The organism is Pontibacter kalidii, from assembly GCF_026278245.1.
Lineage (GTDB): Bacteria > Bacteroidota > Bacteroidia > Cytophagales > Hymenobacteraceae > Pontibacter > Pontibacter kalidii.
The window spans coordinates 2,497,456-2,514,729 of the sequence record NZ_CP111079.1 but is presented as its reverse complement, the minus strand read 5'-3'; the positions used below and the strand labels follow the sequence as shown (position 1 = coordinate 2,514,729).

Annotated in this window: 13 protein-coding genes; 9 read left to right on the top strand and 4 right to left on the bottom strand. The window is 53.5% G+C overall.

Annotated elements, in window-relative coordinates; translation table 11 throughout:
* The first annotated feature begins 18 nt into the window (after positions 1 to 18).
* Genes OH144_RS10815 through ftsZ form a run of 6 tightly spaced genes read left to right on the top strand, consistent with a single transcriptional unit; the run spans position 19 to position 7,352 of the window.
* Positions 19 to 1,185: an FtsW/RodA/SpoVE family cell cycle protein gene (locus OH144_RS10815; RefSeq protein WP_266202251.1), complete on the top strand. Its 1,167-nt coding sequence runs from the start codon at positions 19 to 21 to the stop codon at positions 1,183 to 1,185.
* Positions 1,178 to 2,290, top strand: a complete 1,113-nt coding sequence (gene murG / locus OH144_RS10810) for an undecaprenyldiphospho-muramoylpentapeptide beta-N-acetylglucosaminyltransferase (protein ID WP_266202250.1) — start codon at positions 1,178 to 1,180, stop codon at positions 2,288 to 2,290. Before OH144_RS10815 ends, murG begins: the two co-directional genes overlap by 8 nt.
* Positions 2,287 to 3,696, top strand: a complete 1,410-nt coding sequence (murC, locus tag OH144_RS10805) for a UDP-N-acetylmuramate--L-alanine ligase (RefSeq protein ID WP_266202249.1) — start codon at positions 2,287 to 2,289, stop codon at positions 3,694 to 3,696. Before murG ends, murC begins: the two co-directional genes overlap by 4 nt.
* Positions 3,683 to 4,444: a cell division protein FtsQ/DivIB gene (locus OH144_RS10800; RefSeq protein WP_266202248.1), complete on the top strand. Its 762-nt coding sequence runs from the start codon at positions 3,683 to 3,685 to the stop codon at positions 4,442 to 4,444. The genes murC and OH144_RS10800 overlap by 14 nt, the downstream gene beginning before the upstream one ends.
* A gap of 11 nt (positions 4,445 to 4,455) precedes the next feature.
* Positions 4,456 to 5,757, top strand: coding sequence for a cell division protein FtsA (gene ftsA / locus OH144_RS10795; protein WP_266202247.1), 1,302 nt, complete (start codon positions 4,456 to 4,458; stop codon positions 5,755 to 5,757).
* A gap of 38 nt (positions 5,758 to 5,795) precedes the next feature.
* Positions 5,796 to 7,352: a cell division protein FtsZ gene (gene ftsZ / locus OH144_RS10790; protein ID WP_266202246.1), complete on the top strand. Its 1,557-nt coding sequence runs from the start codon at positions 5,796 to 5,798 to the stop codon at positions 7,350 to 7,352.
* 1,219 nt (positions 7,353 to 8,571) lie between these two features.
* Here ftsZ and OH144_RS10785 read toward each other — a convergent pair.
* The 4 genes from OH144_RS10785 to OH144_RS10770 form a co-directional block, all read right to left on the bottom strand.
* Positions 8,572 to 9,096 (bottom strand): NADPH-dependent FMN reductase, encoded by a 525-nt coding sequence (locus OH144_RS10785; RefSeq protein ID WP_266202245.1) that lies wholly within the window; start codon positions 9,094 to 9,096, stop codon positions 8,572 to 8,574.
* A 181-nt stretch (positions 9,097 to 9,277) separates the two neighbouring features.
* Entirely contained in the window at positions 9,278 to 10,030 is a 753-nt protein-coding gene (locus tag OH144_RS10780; RefSeq protein WP_266206327.1) for a succinate dehydrogenase/fumarate reductase iron-sulfur subunit, read from the bottom strand.
* Between the two features lie 128 nt (positions 10,031 to 10,158).
* The gene (locus tag OH144_RS10775) at positions 10,159 to 12,093 is read right to left on the bottom strand and encodes a fumarate reductase/succinate dehydrogenase flavoprotein subunit (RefSeq protein ID WP_266202244.1); all 1,935 of its coding nucleotides are present in this window, start codon (positions 12,091 to 12,093) and stop codon (positions 10,159 to 10,161) included.
* A gap of 22 nt (positions 12,094 to 12,115) precedes the next feature.
* Positions 12,116 to 12,796: a succinate dehydrogenase cytochrome b subunit gene (locus OH144_RS10770; protein ID WP_266202243.1), complete on the bottom strand. Its 681-nt coding sequence runs from the start codon at positions 12,794 to 12,796 to the stop codon at positions 12,116 to 12,118.
* Between the two features lie 230 nt (positions 12,797 to 13,026).
* Between OH144_RS10770 and OH144_RS10765 the strand changes: the two genes are divergently transcribed.
* The 3 genes from OH144_RS10765 (at position 13,027) to fabD (ending at position 17,259) form a co-directional block, all read left to right on the top strand.
* On the top strand, positions 13,027 to 15,792 hold the full coding sequence (locus OH144_RS10765; protein WP_266202242.1) for a T9SS type B sorting domain-containing protein: 2,766 nt from the start codon (positions 13,027 to 13,029) through the stop codon (positions 15,790 to 15,792).
* On the top strand, positions 15,792 to 16,220 hold the full coding sequence (locus OH144_RS10760) for a thiol-disulfide oxidoreductase DCC family protein (RefSeq protein WP_266202241.1): 429 nt from the start codon (positions 15,792 to 15,794) through the stop codon (positions 16,218 to 16,220). The genes OH144_RS10765 and OH144_RS10760 overlap by 1 nt, the downstream gene beginning before the upstream one ends.
* A gap of 163 nt (positions 16,221 to 16,383) precedes the next feature.
* Positions 16,384 to 17,259, top strand: a complete 876-nt coding sequence (gene fabD, locus OH144_RS10755) for an ACP S-malonyltransferase (protein ID WP_266202240.1) — start codon at positions 16,384 to 16,386, stop codon at positions 17,257 to 17,259.
* Positions 17,260 to 17,274 lie beyond the last annotated feature (15 nt).

Here is a 17,274-nt window from a genome sequence, read left to right as displayed (position 1 = left end):
ATAAACTAAGCCAAAGGTATGGTAAAGCAGTGGTTACAGAACAACCTGAAGGGAGACTCCGTGCTGTGGGGCATCGTGATCGCGTTCTCGCTGATCAGCGTGGCCGTGGTATACTCCGCTACAGGTACCCTGGCTTACAAAAAAATGGAGGGCAACACAGAGTATTTTCTGTTTAAGCATACTTTCCTGATCCTGGTTGGCCTGGCGTTTATGTGGATGGCTCATAAGATTCCGTACCGCTTTTACTCCAGGCTGTCGCTGGTGGCCCTGATCGCCTCGGCGCCGCTGCTGCTGATCACCTACTTCTGGGGCTCCAATATTAACGAGGCCTCCCGTTGGATCACGATCCCGGTTATCAACCAAACGTTCCAGCCTTCGGATTTGGCAAAACTGGCCCTGATCTCTTACCTGGCGAGCATGCTGTCTAAAAAACAGCAATTCCTAGACGAATGGAAGGCAACGCTGCTACCGATGCTTGGCTGGACAGTGTTTATCTGTGGCCTGATCGCCATGACCAATACCTCCACGGCCGTGTTGCTTTTCGCCACGTGCCTGTTGTTGATGTTCATCGGGCGCGTGCCGGTTAAGTACCTGGCTATTGTGGTGCTGATTGGTGTTGTGGTAGGTGGAGCTGGCCTGGCAGCGGGGCAGCGCATGGGCACGGCTATTAGCCGGGTGCAGGATTTCATGGACCCGAACGAGGTGCCGTTCCAGTTGGAGCAGTCCTACATCGCCATCGCAACCGGCGGGGTGGTGGGAAAAGGCCCCGGCAACAGCGACCAGCGCGATATCCTGCCGCACCCTTACTCAGACTTTATTTACGCGATCATCCTGGAGGAGTACGGTTTGCTGGGGGGCATCTTTGTCTTGTTCTTATACCTGGCGCTGCTTTACCGCGGCCTGGTAACTGTTAATAAAAGCGATGGTGCCTTTGCCGGCCTGCTTTCGGCGGGCCTGAGCTTTAGCCTAGTGCTGCAGGGCATGGTCAACATGGCCGTTGCCGTGGGGTTAGGCCCAATTACGGGGCTGCCGCTGCCGCTGCTGAGCATGGGCGGTACCTCCCTGATCTTTACCGGCATCTCCATCGGGATTATCCTTAGCGTGAGCCGCCAGGATATAAACGAGGAGCGCGCTGTCGGTTCAGCAGCTGTGAAATCACCCTTAAAAGCATCCGTAAATGCCTAGGCAGGAAAGACCATATCGCGTGATCATCAGCGGCGGCGGCACCGGCGGGCATATTTACCCGGCTGTGGCCATTGCCAACCGGTTGCGGGAGGTAAACCCGGAGGCGGAGATCCTGTTCGTGGGTGCCCAGGGTAGGATGGAGATGACGCGTGTGCCGGAGGCAGGATATAAGATCGTGGGGCTGTGGATCAGCGGCCTGCAGCGGAGACTAACACTGGATAACCTGTCGTTTCCGCTGAAAGTGCTTAAAAGCGTGCGCGCCTCGCATAAGATCATAAAAGACTTTAAGCCTGATGCCGTGGTAGGTGTGGGTGGTTACGCCAGCGGACCGCTGTTGTATGCCGCTACCTCACGTGGCATTCCGGCCTTGATCCAGGAGCAGAATTCTTACGCGGGTATCACTAATAAGCTGCTGGCCAAACGGGTGCAGAAAGTATGCGTGGCTTACCCGGGTATGGAGGCCTTTTTCCCGGCAGATAAAATTGTGCTGACCGGAAATCCGGTGCGTTCTGACATCATGAACCTGGAAGGAAAGCGTGAGGAGGCACTGCAGCATTTCGGGCTGAGCACGGAGAAGAAAACGATACTGGTGATTGGCGGAAGCCTGGGTGCCCGCACCATCAACCAAAGTATAGCCGCAAACCTGCAAAGTATAGCCGATGCTGGTTGCCAGCTGATCTGGCAGACCGGGAAGGCTTTTTTTTCGCAGGCGCAGGAGTTGGAGGCAAAGTATAAAACTGAGGGCATCCGTGCGCTGGATTTCATTACAAGGATGGATCTGGCTTATGCCGCGGCCGATGCGGTGGTATCAAGAGCTGGTGCGCTGTCTATCTCGGAGCTTTGCCTGGCTGGCAAACCGGCAGTGCTGGTGCCGTCGCCAAACGTAGCGGAAGACCACCAGACCAAGAATGCCATGGCCCTGGTGCAGCAGGAGGCAGCCCTTCTGGTGCGTGACAGCGAGTCGATGGAGAAGCTGGTGCCAAAGGCGCTGCAATTACTAGAAGACGAAAAGGAGCAGCAGCGTCTGCACCAGAACATACTGAAAATGGCTTGCCCAAACGCGGCGACCGACATTGTAAACGAATTGGTAAAACTGATCAAGTGAGACTGGAGGACTACAGCTACATCTATTTCCTCGGCATTGGCGGCATCGGCATGAGCGCCATTGCCCGCTGGTTCAACGCCAAAGGCTTTCCGGTGTGGGGTTACGACAAGACCCGCACCGCATTGACCGAGGCGCTGGAGCAGGAAGGGATAGCTGTGCACTATGAGGACGACGTGGCAAACCTGCCGCAGGAAGTGCTCCAGCAAAAAGATAAAACATTGGTGGTGCTGACGCCGGCCATACCTGCTGATCATGCCGAGTGGATTTACCTGAAAGAGCAAGGCTACACCATCAAGAAACGCTCGGAGGTGCTGGGCATCATCACGGCTTCCGCCTATAGCGTGGCGGTGGCGGGCACGCATGGCAAAACCACCACTTCCAGTATTGTGGCGCACTTGCTGCACCATGCCGGTGTAAACTGCTCCGCATTTCTGGGAGGCATCGCCACTAACCTGAACTCAAACCTGCTCATAGGCAAAGGAGAGCCAGGCAAAGAGGTAGTGGTGGTGGAGGCCGATGAGTACGACCGTTCTTTCCTGACCTTGTTTCCGGATGTGGCCATCGTAACTTCCGCAGACCCAGATCATTTAGATATCTATGGTGATAACGAGGAACTGATCCGGACTTTCCAGCGGTTCATTAGCCAGATAAAGCCGGGTGGTTTCCTGTTCTTGCACGAGGCCACCGACCCGCGCCTGACGGCGCTGGTGCAGGAGGGGGTGCAGGTGTACCAGTATAGTCTCAACGGTGGGGAGGCCCATGTGGAGCGGCTGCAGGTAAACGGGCGCTGGTTTGAGTTTGATGTGGTGAGTCCGTTTGGGAATATAGCAGGATTGAGGCTGGGGGTGCCGGGCTTCCATAACGCCGAGAATACCCTGGCGGCCATACTGGCTGCGCAGGTGCTGCAGGTGCCGGCCCAAAGTATAAAAGCAGGCGTGGAGGCATTTGCCGGTGTGAAGCGCCGCTTTGAGTTCGTGTACGAAGGCCACGGCCGGGTATACATCGATGATTACGCGCACCACCCGAAGGAGATCGACGCGTTTATGGGTTCATTACGAGCACTTTATCCAAACAAGCGAATAAAGGTGATATTTCAGCCGCACCTCTTTACCCGCACCCGCGACTTTGCCGCCGAGTTCGCCAAGAGCCTGAGCACGGCCGACGAGTTGGTACTGTTGGACATTTACCCGGCGCGTGAAAAACCGCTTCCGGGCGTAACCTCAGCCATCATTCTGGACCAGGTGACGAGCCCAGTGAAAGAGTTGATGCGCAAAGAGGAAGTTGTGGAAAATTTGCTTAAAAACGGCGATTTTGATGTGCTGGCTACCGTTGGAGCCGGCGACATTGACACGCTAGTTAAGCCTATCAGAAATTTTTTAGAAAATAACAGGTATGGGCTTGAATAGTAGAATAAAATCTTTAATTTTTGCAGGTTGTAGCATCCTATCGATTGGGGCTATTGCAGGTTTTGCGTCTTCCAGACAAAATGAAAAAATCTGTAAAAAAGTGTCAATAAAAATTGATAATGAGTACAACAATTACTTTATTGGGGATAAGGAAGTTCGGGGCTTGCTAACACGAGAAGGCGAGCGAAAACTCGAAGGCCTCCCGAACCAAAACATCGACCTGAAAAACCTTGAAAAGCGCATAGAATCACATAAATTTGTGAAGGATGCCGAGGTCTACAGAGGGTTAGATGGCAACATCCAGGTATTTGTAAAACAGAACAGGCCTATTGCTAGAATTATACGATCAGATCAGGATGTATACATCGACGCTGAGGGGAACATTCTCCCCCTCTCCGACAGGTACACGGCACGTGTAATCCCAATAACCAAGTCAGCTCTTATAAAGCCAACTGACCGAGGATTCTTCAAGGATTCCTTAGGCCACTCATACCTCTCATTGCTCCAGTTCATCGAGAACGACGAGTTTTGGAAGGCACAGCTTGCCCAGATGCATATAGACGGCAAAGGCAAGGTCTCTTTTCTGCCACAGGTGGGCGAACACACCATTGAGTTCGGAAAGCCGGATAAGGTGGAGGAGAAATTTAAGAAGTTAGCCATCCTGTACAAGGAGGTGCTGCCAACCATGGGCTGGGAGCGCTACAAGCGGGTTAACGTGGAGTACGAAGATCAGATAATTTGCGAATAACACACAGAGATATGCAGAACGACAAAATAGTAGTAGGCTTGGATATCGGGACAACCAAGGTTTGCGCACTTGTAGGTCGGAGAAATGAGTTTGGCAAGCTGGAGATATTGGGCATGGGCAAAGCCGTGTCGGAGGGAGTGGTGAGAGGCATTGTGAGCAATATCGATAAAACCGTCGAAGCCATCAAAAAGGCGATCCGTCAGGCCGAGGAGCAGTCAGGTATCAACATCGGTGTGGTGAATGTGGGTATTGCGGGGCAGCATATCAAGAGCCTGCAGCACAACGGCAGCATCACGCGTCAGGTTTCAGATGATGAGATCACGGTGGAGGATGTCAACCGCCTCACCAACGACATGTACCGCCTGGTAACGCCTCCGGGCAGCGAGATCATTCACGTAATGCCGCAGGAGTATAAAGTAGACTATGAGGAGGGCATCGTGGACCCGGTGGGCATGTCGGGCGTGCGCTTGGAGGGCAACTTCCATATCATCACGGCCCAGTCGAACGCCATCAACAACATCAACAAGTGCGTGCTGCGTGCCGGCCTGGAGGTGGATCAACTGATCCTGGAGCCCCTGGCATCGAGCATGTCGGTGCTCAGCGATGAGGAGAAAGAGGCAGGCGTGGCATTGGTGGATATCGGCGGCGGTACAACCGACCTGGCTATATTCAAAGACAATATTATACGCCACACAGCAGTTCTTCCTTTCGGGGGCAATATCATTACCTCTGATATTAAGCAGGGATGCATGGTGATGCAGAACCAGGCGGAGCAGCTGAAGATGAAATTTGGGCGTGCCATTGCCGACGAGGCCTCTGAGAACGAGATCGTCTCTATCCCTGGCCTGCGTGACCGTACGCCAAAGGAGATTTCCCTCAAGAACCTGGCTTACATTATTGAGGCCCGGATGGAGGAGATCGTGGAGCTGGTTTACGCTGAGATCGTGCGCTCGGGCTACGCTAACAGTTTGGCCGGAGGCATCGTGATCACAGGCGGCGGCGCGCAGCTTCAGAACCTGGTGCAGCTGGTAGAGTACATCACCGGCATGGATACCCGCATCGGCTATCCGAACGAACACCTGGGCAGATCGAAAGTGGATGCGGTGAAAGGACCAATGTTCGCCACCAGCGTCGGCCTAGTACTGGCAGGCTATCACCCACTGGACCAGCGCGTGGAGCGCCATTCCGGGGTAGAGGAGCAGGTGTATAACAATACCAAAGCGGTTGAGCCAAAGAGTAGCTCAGCAAACAACAACAGTGGCGGAGGGCTACTGCAGAAGCTGAAGGGCTTCTTATCAGACGACATAGACTAAAAAAACTTATCAACCCATAATAAGCAGGAGAAATTAGTATGACATCAGCATATGCATTTGACTTGCCGGCCGGCGGCAAGTCCATCATCAAGGTGATAGGCGTCGGGGGCGGTGGTAGCAATGCCGTGAACCACATGTATAACCAGGGCATTAAAGACGTGGAATTCATCATCTGTAACACGGATGCGCAGGCGCTGCAAAGTGCTGCTGTGCCAAACAGGCTGCAGATCGGTGAGAACCTTACTGAAGGCCTTGGTGCCGGTGCAAACCCTGAAAAAGGGAAGCAGGCGGCCCTGGAGAGCAAGGAGGAAATACGTGAGATGCTTAGCAACGACACCAAGATGGTGTTCATTACTGCTGGTATGGGTGGGGGTACCGGAACGGGTGCTGCTCCTGTTATTGCTAGGGTTGCTAAGGAACTGGGTATCCTGACAGTGGGTATCGTAACAGCTCCGTTTGCCTTCGAAGGCAGAAAGAAAAAGACTGCCGCAGAGAACGGTGTGAAGGAGCTTGGTGAGAACTGCGATACGATCCTGGTGATCCTCAATGATAAGCTGCGCGAGATGTTCGGTAACCTGACTATCCGAGAGGCTTTCGCCAAAGCTGATAACGTGCTGACGACTGCCGCTAAGTCTATTGCGGAAATCATCACGGTGACGGCCGAGGTGAACGTTGACTTTGAAGACGTTAAAACTGTAATGAAAGACTCTGGTGCTGCAGTGATGGGTTCTGCGACAACAGAGGGCGAGGGTCGCGCCCTGCGCGCCGCCGAAGAGGCTCTTTCTTCTCCATTGCTGAACAACACGGATATTCATGGGGCTCAGAGAATCCTGCTTTCCATTATGTCCGGTGAGCAGGCCGAGCTGGAAATGGATGAGTTGACGGAGATCACTGAATATATCCAGGACAAGGCAGGCCAGGAGGCTGAGGTCATCTTCGGCCACGGTATTGATGCTTCGCTGGGCCAGAGCATCCGCGTTACCGTAATCGCTACTGGTTTCGCTGCTGATGCCGAGAGCATCATTGAGCCGAAGAAAACAGTATTTGACCTGAATAGCCAAAAAAAAATTGAGGTAGCTGAGCCTGTCAAGCCAGAGATTGCACCAGAGATCACAACGTTTGCCAAGCCTGTTGCACCGGCTCCGGTAGCTGCCCCAAAGCCCGCTGCCCAGCAACCAAACAACTACGATGGTAATGCGCCTCGTCGTACGGAGCAGCCCGTGCAGCCGCAGCAGCCGCAGCGCATCGTTTTCGAACTGGATGGTAATTCTCAAAGCGACAGCTTTCAGAATAACTACCGCGAAGAGGAAGCACGCCAGGCTCGTGAGCAAAGCGAAGCAGCACAGCGCCAGGCTGAAGAGCGTGAGCTAATGCAACGTCGTGCCGAGGAGCGTCGTGAGCGCCTGCGTATGCTGAGCTCTGAGACTACGTCTGAGGCGATGAAAGAGAAGCTGGAAGTGCCTGCTTACCTGCGCCGCAATGTGGCCCTCGACAGAGTGGCACATTCTTCCGAGCGTAACATCTCCCGCTTCAACCTGAACGACGATAACGAGATTCTGGGCGATAACCGTTTCCTGCACGATAACGTGGACTAAGTTATCCTGGTCTTAAAGTATAAAAAAAGGGCTGCAGTTTTTACTGCAGCCCTTTTTTATACTTTAAAATCTAAGTTGGGATTAAGGAATGCAGTGCAGGTGTACACCCCTAACCCCTCAGAGGAGCAGGATACTTTCATCCTAACAATATAGGCTCAAAAATTACTGTCATTCTGTTAAGAAACTTGGTAGAAGAGAGATTAGGCCATTGCTACTGGCCCACAAGATCCTTGCAGGATGACAAAAAAGAGAGAATGGAACGGCCCTACCTAGAGGAGGTGAATCACCTGCTCTTTTGCAAAATTCCCCTCCTCGGAGGGGCAGGGGTGGGTTAATCGCAACTCAAGTTTTATAATCTAAGTTGGGATGTTTGTGGAAGCATAGACTTATACTTGGCACCTCCCAGACCTCTTCATCTGGCGCGAGCTTTCATACTTTGGCTATACTTTATACTTGTCTGCATCAGAATTTTCAGGATGAGGGGATGAGCAGGATTTTATACTTCTGCTATACTTTATACTTGAGCCGTCCTTTTATACGTGCCTTTTTCATGGTGCAAGTCTTCAGACTTGTATCCTACTATGGCGTCGGGTTTGCAACCTGACTGGCTTGAAAAGCCATACTTATACTTGAGCTATACTTTCATACTTTTCCTGGGGCAAGCGTCTCCGCTGGCGCGGGCTTGCAGCCCGTGTCCTTTTATTCATTGGGTTTTCAATCCGACTGGCTCACAGAGCCATACTTTTATACTTGCTGATTCATACTTTGGCTATACTTCGCTGAGCCGCTGCTTTATGCTTTTTGACACAAGCTATACTTCTTAGCTACCGCTGATCCTGTAGTTCCCATAAGCCTACCGTTGCATTGCCAGCTGTGGCGCTCTCCAGCCCGAGAGGGCTCGTCCTGGGGGTAGGGGCCCCTGATAAGAGCATCGCGATGTGTTCCCTTCTTTTGCTCCTTCGTCGCAATGCCCTTGCAGGGCACCGGAATCTCACAAGGCGCTCAACCCAAAGACTAGGTTTCAGTTCGATAGCCGCTGCTATACAACAGGGACCGAGTTCCCTCCCCTGTATTGTGAGTGGGCCCTCGATAAAAGGGGAGGGGCGGGGGAATGTAATCTCCTGCAGAGGCAGAGACTGGAATTAGATTCGATAGCCTCGGCTTTAGCGATGTCACAAGTATAAGTTAATCGTAACTTGGGATTTATACTTATACACCGTCAGAATTTTAGAAACTGCTCTACATGCTGCTCCAGCAGTTCCTGGTAAAATTTGTTGGTTATCTGCTTCCCATCAAAGTTCTTTTCAATATGGGCTAGTTTCAGGCGCATGGCCATCACGTGCAAGCCCAGGTAATTGAGAACGTCAGAAAGGTGGCTAAGGGCAAGGCCGCTGCCCTGCATACCAGAGGAGAGGCCGATAAGGGCTCCTTTTTTATCTCTGAAAGTATTGGGATAAACCAGCCCGTCGATAAAGGCTTTGAGCACACCAGGGAAGGAGGAATTATACTCTGGCACCACAAACACGAACTTATCCGATGCAGCGATCATAGAAGAAAGCTTGTTGAAAGCCTCGTTCTTGCCGGTGTTGTCGTAAAGGGCCGACGAAGTAAAGTCTGCCGGCAGGTCTGCCAGGTCTAGTATCTGGTATGCTACCCCACGCTGTGCCAGCTTACTGGCATAAAGGTCCACAATGGCTCTGGAGTTGGATAGAGGCCTGTTCGTGCCTGATATCAGTGTAATCATACGTTGTGTTTTGTTGCAGATGCGGGTTTTATACGTAACCTGCCTGACCGCTGTAGGTTTTGACGTGTTGCAGTTATACTTATGGAAAGCTTCTAAAGTATGATAATCTCCGAACTAATAAAAGCAGAAAAGGCGAGAACAGTAGCTGCCTCGCCTTTTCTATACTTTATTATTGCCTCAACTACAGGTTTTCCGAAGTCGCCTTGGCATAGATAAATTCGCTACGCAGCATGTTGATGTTCTCCAGGGAAATGCCCACCGGACACTCGGCAGCACAGGCACCGGTGTTGGTGCAAGAACCGAACCCTTCGATGTCCATCTGCGCGACCATGTTCTCTACACGAGTTTTGCGCTCAGCCTTACCTTGCGGCAGCATAGCTAGCTGAGATACCTTGGCAGACACGAACAGCATGGCAGAGGCGTTCTTACAGGCCGCTACACAGGCACCGCACTGAATACACGTTGCTGCATCAAAGGCCTTATCCGCGATAGATTTCGGAATCGGGATGGCATTGGCGTCTGGCACGCCGCCTGTGTTAACAGACACATAACCACCGGCCTGCTGTATGCGATCAAACGCGGAGCGGTCTACCACCAGGTCTTTGTGCACCGGGAAAGCGGCCGCTCTCCAGGGCTCGATGGTGATCGTGTCGCCGTCCTTGAAGTGGCGCATGTGCAGCTGGCAGGTTGTAGTACCTCGCTCGGGCCCGTGCGGGCGTCCGTTTATGAAGAGGCTGCACATACCGCAGATGCCTTCACGGCAGTCGTGGTCGAATGCGATCGGGTCTTCTCCCTTAAGCAGCAGGTCTTCGTTCAGCACGTCCATCATCTCCAGGAAAGACATATCCGGAGAGATTCCCTGTATAGGGTAAGTCACCATTTGGCCTGGTGAATTTTTATCTTTTTGGCGCCAAACCTTTAGCGTAAGGTCCATTGGTTTAGCATTTGGATTACTTCCAGCCATTTTTTTATTAATTACGAATGAATTAAGAATCACACATTAAGAATGGTTAAATCGTCTGTTCCCAGAACCATTACTCCCTCTTAATCATTAATTAATCATTACTTATAGCTGCGCTGTGTCAGCTTCACGTTCTCGAACTTGAGGTCTTCCTTATGGAGCACGGCGTCGTTATCGACTCCGGTGAATTCCCAGGCGGCTACATAGGCAAAGTTCTCGTCGTCGCGTAGGGCCTCATTTTCCGGTGTCTGGTATTCCTCACGGAAGTGGCCACCGCAGGATTCCTCTCTGTGGAGGGCATCATCCACCATCAGCTCACCCAGCTCCAGGAAGTCCGCAACACGGTTCGCTTTCTCCAGCGTGATGTTCAGCTCCTCGTTTACGCCCACTACTTTCACATCGCGCCAGAACTCGTCGCGCAGCTTGCGGATCTCCTGCTTGGCAAACCGCAGGCCTTCCGCATTACGAGCCATGCCGCAGTACTCCCACATAATGTGACCAAGCTGTTTGTGGAAATCATCCACCGTGCGTTTGCCGTTGATAGAAAGCAGCCTGTTGTTGATGTCCATCACGTTTCGCTCAGCCTCCTGGAATGCAGGGTGATCCACCGGTACTTTATCGTAAGGCATTTTAGCCAGGTAATCACCTATGGTGTAAGGCAGGACGAAGTATCCGTCAGCCAGGCCTTGCATCAGCGCGGAGGCGCCGAGGCGGTTAGCGCCGTGATCAGAGAAGTTTGCTTCTCCGGCGGCATACAAGCCCGGAACGTTGGTCATCAGGTTGTAATCTACCCAAAGGCCACCCATGGTATAGTGTACAGCCGGGTAAATGCGCATTGGCCTTTCGTACGGGTTCTCGTCCGTGATCTTGGCATACATCTCGAAGAGGTTACCATACTTAGCGGCGATAGCTGGCTGCCCTTCGCGTTTGATGGCATCGGCAAAGTCAAGGTATACAGCCAGGCCGGAAGCTCCTACACCACGTCCTTCGTCGCAAACCAGTTTGGCGTTGCGGGAGGCCACGTCGCGCGGCACCAGGTTACCAAAGGCAGGGTACTTGCGCTCCAGGTAGTAATCACGGTCCTGCTCGGCAATGTCATTTACGGTGATCTCGCCTCTTCTCAGCCTTTCCGCCGTTTCTACTGTCTTAGGTACCCACACACGCCCATCGTTTCGCAGCGACTCCGACATCAGTGTCAGTTTGGACTGGTATGTGCCGGAAACCGGGATACAGGTAGGGTGAATCTGAGTATAGCAAGGGTTGGCGAACAGAGCTCCTTTTTTGTACGCTCTCCATGCAGCCGTGGCGTTTGAGCCCATGGCGTTGGTTGAGAGGAAGAACACGTTGCCGTAGCCACCTGTTGCCAACACCACAGCGTGGGCACTGTGCGACTCGATCTTGCCGGTGATCAGGTTACGCACCACAATACCGCGCGCTTTGCCGTCTACCAGCACCAGGTCCAGCATCTCGGTGCGGGGGTACATTTTTACTTTGCCGTAGGCGATCTGGCGGTTCAGGGCCGAGTAAGCGCCCAGCAGCAGCTGCTGGCCGGTTTGGCCACGGGCGTAGAAGGTCCGCGATACCTGCGCGCCACCGAACGAGCGGTTGGCCAGCAGCCCGCCGTAGTCACGGGCGAAGGGAACACCCTGCGCCACGCACTGGTCGATGATGTTAACGGATACCTGCGCCAGGCGGTACACGTTTGCCTCGCGGGCACGGTAGTCGCCTCCTTTGATGGTATCATAGAAAAGGCGGAAAACAGAGTCGCCATCGTTCTGATAGTTCTTGGCGGCGTTGATACCGCCCTGTGCCGCGATAGAGTGGGCACGGCGGGGAGAGTCCTGGAAGCAGAACGCTTTCACGTTGTAGCCCAGTTCTCCGAAGGTAGCGGCTGCAGAGGCACCGGCAAGGCCCGTACCCACCACAATAATATCGTATTTACGCTTGTTGGCTGGGTTAACCAGCTTCACATCGAATTTATGCTTGTCCCACTTTTCGGCTAAAGGGCCTTCCGGGATTCTTGAATCTAATATCATAGCAACTATGTATAGCTTTTAATTACACAAGGAAGAAGAAGTACAGCGGAATAATGGCGAAGCCAAGGCACACGAGGATAGAGAAGGCCACGCCGAACTTCTGGATGAACGGAGTGTATTTCTTGTGGTCCAGGCCCAGTGTCTGGAAAGCGCTCTGGAAACCATGGATCAGGTGATAAGCCAGGGCTATCATCGAGATCACATAGATGGCCACATACCACCAGATCTGAAAGGATTCCACTACTCTGAGGTACAGGTTGTCGTACTCCACGTCCTCAATTACCACCCCATCCAGGCCACCGAAGCGGGCCGGCACGAAGAAGTTCCAGAGGTGAATAATCAGGAACACCAGGATGATGGTACCCAGCAGCCCCATGTTACGTGATGACCAGGTGCTGTTCTCCTCCGGGTGATTATTTACATAGTCCACAGGGCGGGCGGCCTTGTTGCGGCGTGTCAGCACAAGGGCATCATAAATATGGAACAGGAAGCCCAGGACAAGGATGATCTCCATGAAGCGGATAATAGGGTTGCTCGCCATGAAGTGAGAGTAGATATTGAAAGCCTCGCCCCCGTCGTTACGGAACAACTGCAGGTTGCCGATCAGGTGCACCACCAGGAAGGAGCAAAGGAACAGGCCCGTAACAGCCATGATAATCTTTCGCCCGACTGTACTGGAAAACGTTTTAGTAAACCAATTCATCTGTGTTTATATAGGTTAAAAGTGAAATAAGCGTGAGTTTTTACCGCCCAAAGGTACATTGGGGGCACATAGAAAACAATTTTGATATCATATTTTGAATCAATCTAAATTGATATCCGTAACTGCTATAATCTACACCTTTTTCCCCCTCAACTGTTCTATAAAGACAACATTTTAGTATAAAGTTAGTTTAAGATTATACTATATTTACTGCCTAACCCAATTAATCTATGCTTAACCTTGTACGCCTCAAGTATCTGCTGCATGGTAGTCTGTTGTGGGTGTTGATTTTGTTGCTGTTGGGTACTTCCTCGGAGGTGCAGGCTACTCATATTAGAGCAGGGGACATTACGGCCAAGCGGGACACTACGCCGAACCCTAACCCCCGCCGCTTTTTCTTCACCATGATCATCTACACCAACCATTTCTCGCAGGCTGAGGACCCGGAGGTGACGATTTACACAGGATCTGGCAATACCACGCTTGTCGTACCGCGTAAGTCTGTAACCCCAATCAATGCCGAGACCGACAAAGAGGTGTTCGAGTGGGAGTTTACGTACCCTACAGACGGTACCTACACTACTTACTGGATCGGGCAGAACAGGGATAATAACATCCTGAACATGGCCCCGCCCTCTGACCAGCGGTCCTTCTTTATCTCCACCACCATCGATATAAATGCCCTGCGCGGCTTTAACTCTACCCCCGTACTGACGGTTGCGCCGATCGACGATGCAGCCATGTTCCGCAGGTTTGTGCACAACCCGGGCGCCTACGATGCCGACGGTGACAGCCTTTCCTTTAGGCTGATTGCCCCGCGCTATGAGCAGCCCAGCGGGGAGATTGCCGTGGTGCCTGGCTACCGCCACCCGGACCAGGTGGCTAACTGCCGTACTTCCGATGACAGCGGCCCCGCCTTCTTCAGGCTTGACCCTGTTACCGGCCAACTCACTTGGGATGCCCCCTGCCTGGCTGGCAGGTATAATATTGCCTTTGTGGTGGAGGAGTGGCGGCGCGGCCCCAACGGTGGGGCCGTGAAAATAGGAGAGGTAGTGCGCGACATGCGCATTAATGTGGAGGAGAACGAGAACCGGCCACCGGTGCTGGAGCCGAAGGATACCTGCGTGGTAGCCGGCACCACCCTGCGCGGCATAGTGAAGGCCACGGACCCTGACGGGGACCTGATCAACCTGACCGTGGCGGGTAGCGGTATTGTGCCGCCGGCCACCTTTGAGCAAAGAACCAACAACCCGGGCGCAGCCACAGGTGTGTTTGTCTGGAACACCACCTGCGAGGACGTGCGCCAGGCCCCGTACCAGGTTATCTTCCGTGCCGAGGACGTGCGGCCAAATGGCGATGACCGGCTGGCGGACCTGCAGCCCTGGAACATCAGGGTGATCGGGCCGCCGCCGCAGAACCTCGATGCCACCAGCGCGGACAGAAACGTGACCCTGACCTGGGATCCCTACATCTGCCAGAACGCAGAGAAGATACGGATTTACCGCCGCGAGGGGCCGAGCAACTTTGTGCCGGAGGAGTGCCAGACCGGCGTACCTGCCTCCACGGGCTACGTGCTGATAGGGGAGGTAGCGGCCGGAGAGGTGACCTTCTTCGACAATGACCCTAATCTGAAGGCCGGTGTGGAGTACTGCTACATCATTTACGCCACCTTCCCTGCGCAGCCGCGTGGTGAGAGCCTTGCCTCCCTGGAAACCTGTGTGGTGATAGACCAGGACATCCCCTACTTAACGAACGTAACCGTAGACCAGACCGACCAGACCAGCGGACAGATTACTGTGAAATGGTCTCAGCCGATAGAAGTGGAAAAACTGACCCCGCCGCTGGAGTACAGGCTGTACCGCAAAGTAGGTATGGAGGCCGGGGCTGGTTTTACCGAGGTGAAGCGCACCCGAAACATGGCTGACACTACTTTTGTGGACAGGGGCCTGAACACAGTGGAGAATGCCTATCGTTACCGCCTCGAGTTCTACCAGACTCCGCAGCCGGGAGGCCAGCCGACTGTGTTACGCGATAGCACCGAGGCTTCCAGCGTATACCTGGAGGCGGCACCGGCAGAGGGCGATGTGAAAGAGATCGGCCTTACCTGGACCTATGATGTGCCCTGGAAAAACGAGGTGCTGCAACATTATGTCTACAGACGCACGCAGGAGGGGCAGTATATCCTGATCGATAGCGTGTCGGCTACAGCTACCAGCGGCACGTATACCGATGCCGGAACGTTTAACGGCGAGGAGTTGGTGCGGGGGCAGGAGTACTGCTACTACGTGCAAACGGCGGGCACCTACCAGATAGAAGGGCTGCCCGAGCCGCTGCTGAACAACAGCCAGGAAGTATGCATAACGCTTCCGAAGCTCATTTGTCCGCCGGAGTTAAGTATCGTGCAGCTCGACTGCAACCTGTTTGCCCAGAACCCGACCGAGCCGCCATACGAGAACGTGCTGAACTGGGTGCCGGATACCTCTCCGGACTGTACCGAAGATATTGCCTACTACACCGTGTACTTTAAACCAGCGCTGGATGCTGAGTATACCCGCCTCGATACCACGACCGAAACTACGTATACGCACAGCGGGCTGCAATCCTACGCGGGATGCTACGTGGTGACGGCCACCGATGCGGATGGCCGCGAAAGCGCGTTCAGTAACGAAGTATGCAACGATAACTGTATCTCGCTTATACTGCCCAATATTATCACGCCGAACGGCGACAACCTAAACGATGTGTTCCGGCCTAAGGTAAAGGCCTTTATCAGGAGCATGCGGTTTAAAGTATTTAACCGTTGGGGCGTGCAGGTGTATGATAGCGGTAATGTTACCGAAGGGGAGGGGCGCTACATTAACTGGCCAGGCGTGGATAACGACGGCAACCGCCTGACCGACGGCACCTACTACTACGAGGCAGAAATTGAGTTCTATACGTTAGATCCGGCCAAGGCGCGCGCCACCTACAAAGGCTGGGTAGAGATCGTACGCTAATGAAATATTTACCAGACCTGGAGCAGCTGCAGGGGAAGCCCGTCGTGTTCTACGATGGTACCTGCGGCTTTTGCCAGGGAAGTGTGCAGGTGGTGCTGAAGCATAACAAGCGCCAGGACTTATACTTTGCCGCCCTGCAGTCGGGGGTGCTGGAGGCGCTGGTGCCCAAGGCCCAAATCCCTGACCCCTTGCCGGATTCCATCCTTTTTTATGAGGCGGGCAGGGTCTATACCGAGTCTGAGGCGGCCCTGCGTATTGCCGGTTACCTTGACTTTCCGCTGTCCATACTTGCTGCTTTCCGCATTATTCCCGTATCTTTCCGCAATTTTGTGTACCGGCTGGTGGCCAGAAACCGCTACCGCATCGCTGGCCGCACCGAATCCTGCATGTTGCCAAGCCCCGAGCAAAGGGCTCGGTTTGTGGGTTAAATTGTTGACTGCTATCTGGATTAAATTGTTGCTGTCGGTAAAGTATAAATCCGGCAAAGTATAGCTTTATACTTGAGAGGCAACCAAGCAACGGTTTAATCATTTTGCAATTCAACTACCAAAAGGAAGAAACGAACAACGAATAACTAAAAACGAGCAACGAATGAAAGCATACGTTTTCCCGGGACAGGGTTCTCAGTTTGTAGGGATGGGCAAAGACCTCTACGAGCAGCACGAAGAGGCAAAGCAGCTGTTCGATCAGGCAAACGAGATCCTGGGTTTCAACATCACCGAGATCATGTTCAGCGGTACCGACGAGGAGCTGAAGCAGACAAGGGTAACACAGCCAGCTATTTTCCTGCACTCCGTGGCGCAGGCAGCCGTAGCCAAAGACTTCGCCCCGGATATGGTGGCGGGTCACTCGCTGGGAGAGTTCTCGGCACTGGTGACCAGTAAGGTACTCAGCTTTGAGGATGGCCTGCGGCTGGTGTACAAAAGAGCGATGGCCATGCAGGCTGCCTGCGAGGCCAACCCCTCCACCATGGCTGCCATACTTGGCCTGGAGGATGAAAAAGTAGAGGAGGTTTGCGCTTCTATTGATGAAGTGGTGGTGGCAGCCAACTATAACTGCCCGGGCCAACTGGTGATCTCCGGATCCAACAAGGGCATCGAGATTGCCTGCGAGAAAATGAAAGAGGCCGGTGCCAAGCGCGCGCTGCCCCTGCCGGTGGGCGGAGCGTTCCACTCGCCGCTGATGAAGCCGGCCGAGGAAGAACTGGCCAAGGCTATCGAGGAAACCACCTTTTCTCAGGGTATTTGCCCCATATACCAGAATGTGGACGCCAAACCGCACACTGATCCCCAGGAGATCAAGCAGAACCTGATCAGCCAACTAACCGCCCCGGTACGCTGGACGCAGTCAGTACAGCAGATGGTGGCCGACGGAGCCACCCATTTTGTGGAGTGTGGCCCGGGTAAGGTGCTGCAGGGGCTGGTGAAGAAGATCGAACGTACTGCTGAAGTTAGCTCTGCCGAGTAAGCATCAGTAGCAAGT

Excerpts from the sequence above, each read along its gene's own strand:
- OH144_RS10815 (WP_266202251.1), top strand. The coding sequence starts at position 19 with ATGGTAAAGCAGTGGTTACAGAACAACCTGAAGGGAGACTCCGTGCTG.
- murG (WP_266202250.1), top strand. The coding sequence starts at position 1,178 with ATGCCTAGGCAGGAAAGACCATATCGCGTGATCATCAGCGGCGGCGGC.
- OH144_RS10800 (WP_266202248.1), top strand. The coding sequence starts at position 3,683 with ATGGGCTTGAATAGTAGAATAAAATCTTTAATTTTTGCAGGTTGTAGC.
- ftsA (WP_266202247.1), top strand. The coding sequence starts at position 4,456 with ATGCAGAACGACAAAATAGTAGTAGGCTTGGATATCGGGACAACCAAG.
- ftsZ (WP_266202246.1), top strand. The coding sequence starts at position 5,796 with ATGACATCAGCATATGCATTTGACTTGCCGGCCGGCGGCAAGTCCATC.
- OH144_RS10785 (WP_266202245.1), bottom strand. The coding sequence starts at position 9,096 with ATGATTACACTGATATCAGGCACGAACAGGCCTCTATCCAACTCCAGA.
- OH144_RS10780 (WP_266206327.1), bottom strand. The coding sequence starts at position 10,030 with ATGGACCTTACGCTAAAGGTTTGGCGCCAAAAAGATAAAAATTCACCA.
- OH144_RS10775 (WP_266202244.1), bottom strand. The coding sequence starts at position 12,093 with ATGATATTAGATTCAAGAATCCCGGAAGGCCCTTTAGCCGAAAAGTGG.
- OH144_RS10770 (WP_266202243.1), bottom strand. The coding sequence starts at position 12,796 with ATGAATTGGTTTACTAAAACGTTTTCCAGTACAGTCGGGCGAAAGATT.
- OH144_RS10765 (WP_266202242.1), top strand. The coding sequence starts at position 13,027 with ATGCTTAACCTTGTACGCCTCAAGTATCTGCTGCATGGTAGTCTGTTG.
- OH144_RS10760 (WP_266202241.1), top strand. The coding sequence starts at position 15,792 with ATGAAATATTTACCAGACCTGGAGCAGCTGCAGGGGAAGCCCGTCGTG.
- fabD (WP_266202240.1), top strand. The coding sequence starts at position 16,384 with ATGAAAGCATACGTTTTCCCGGGACAGGGTTCTCAGTTTGTAGGGATG.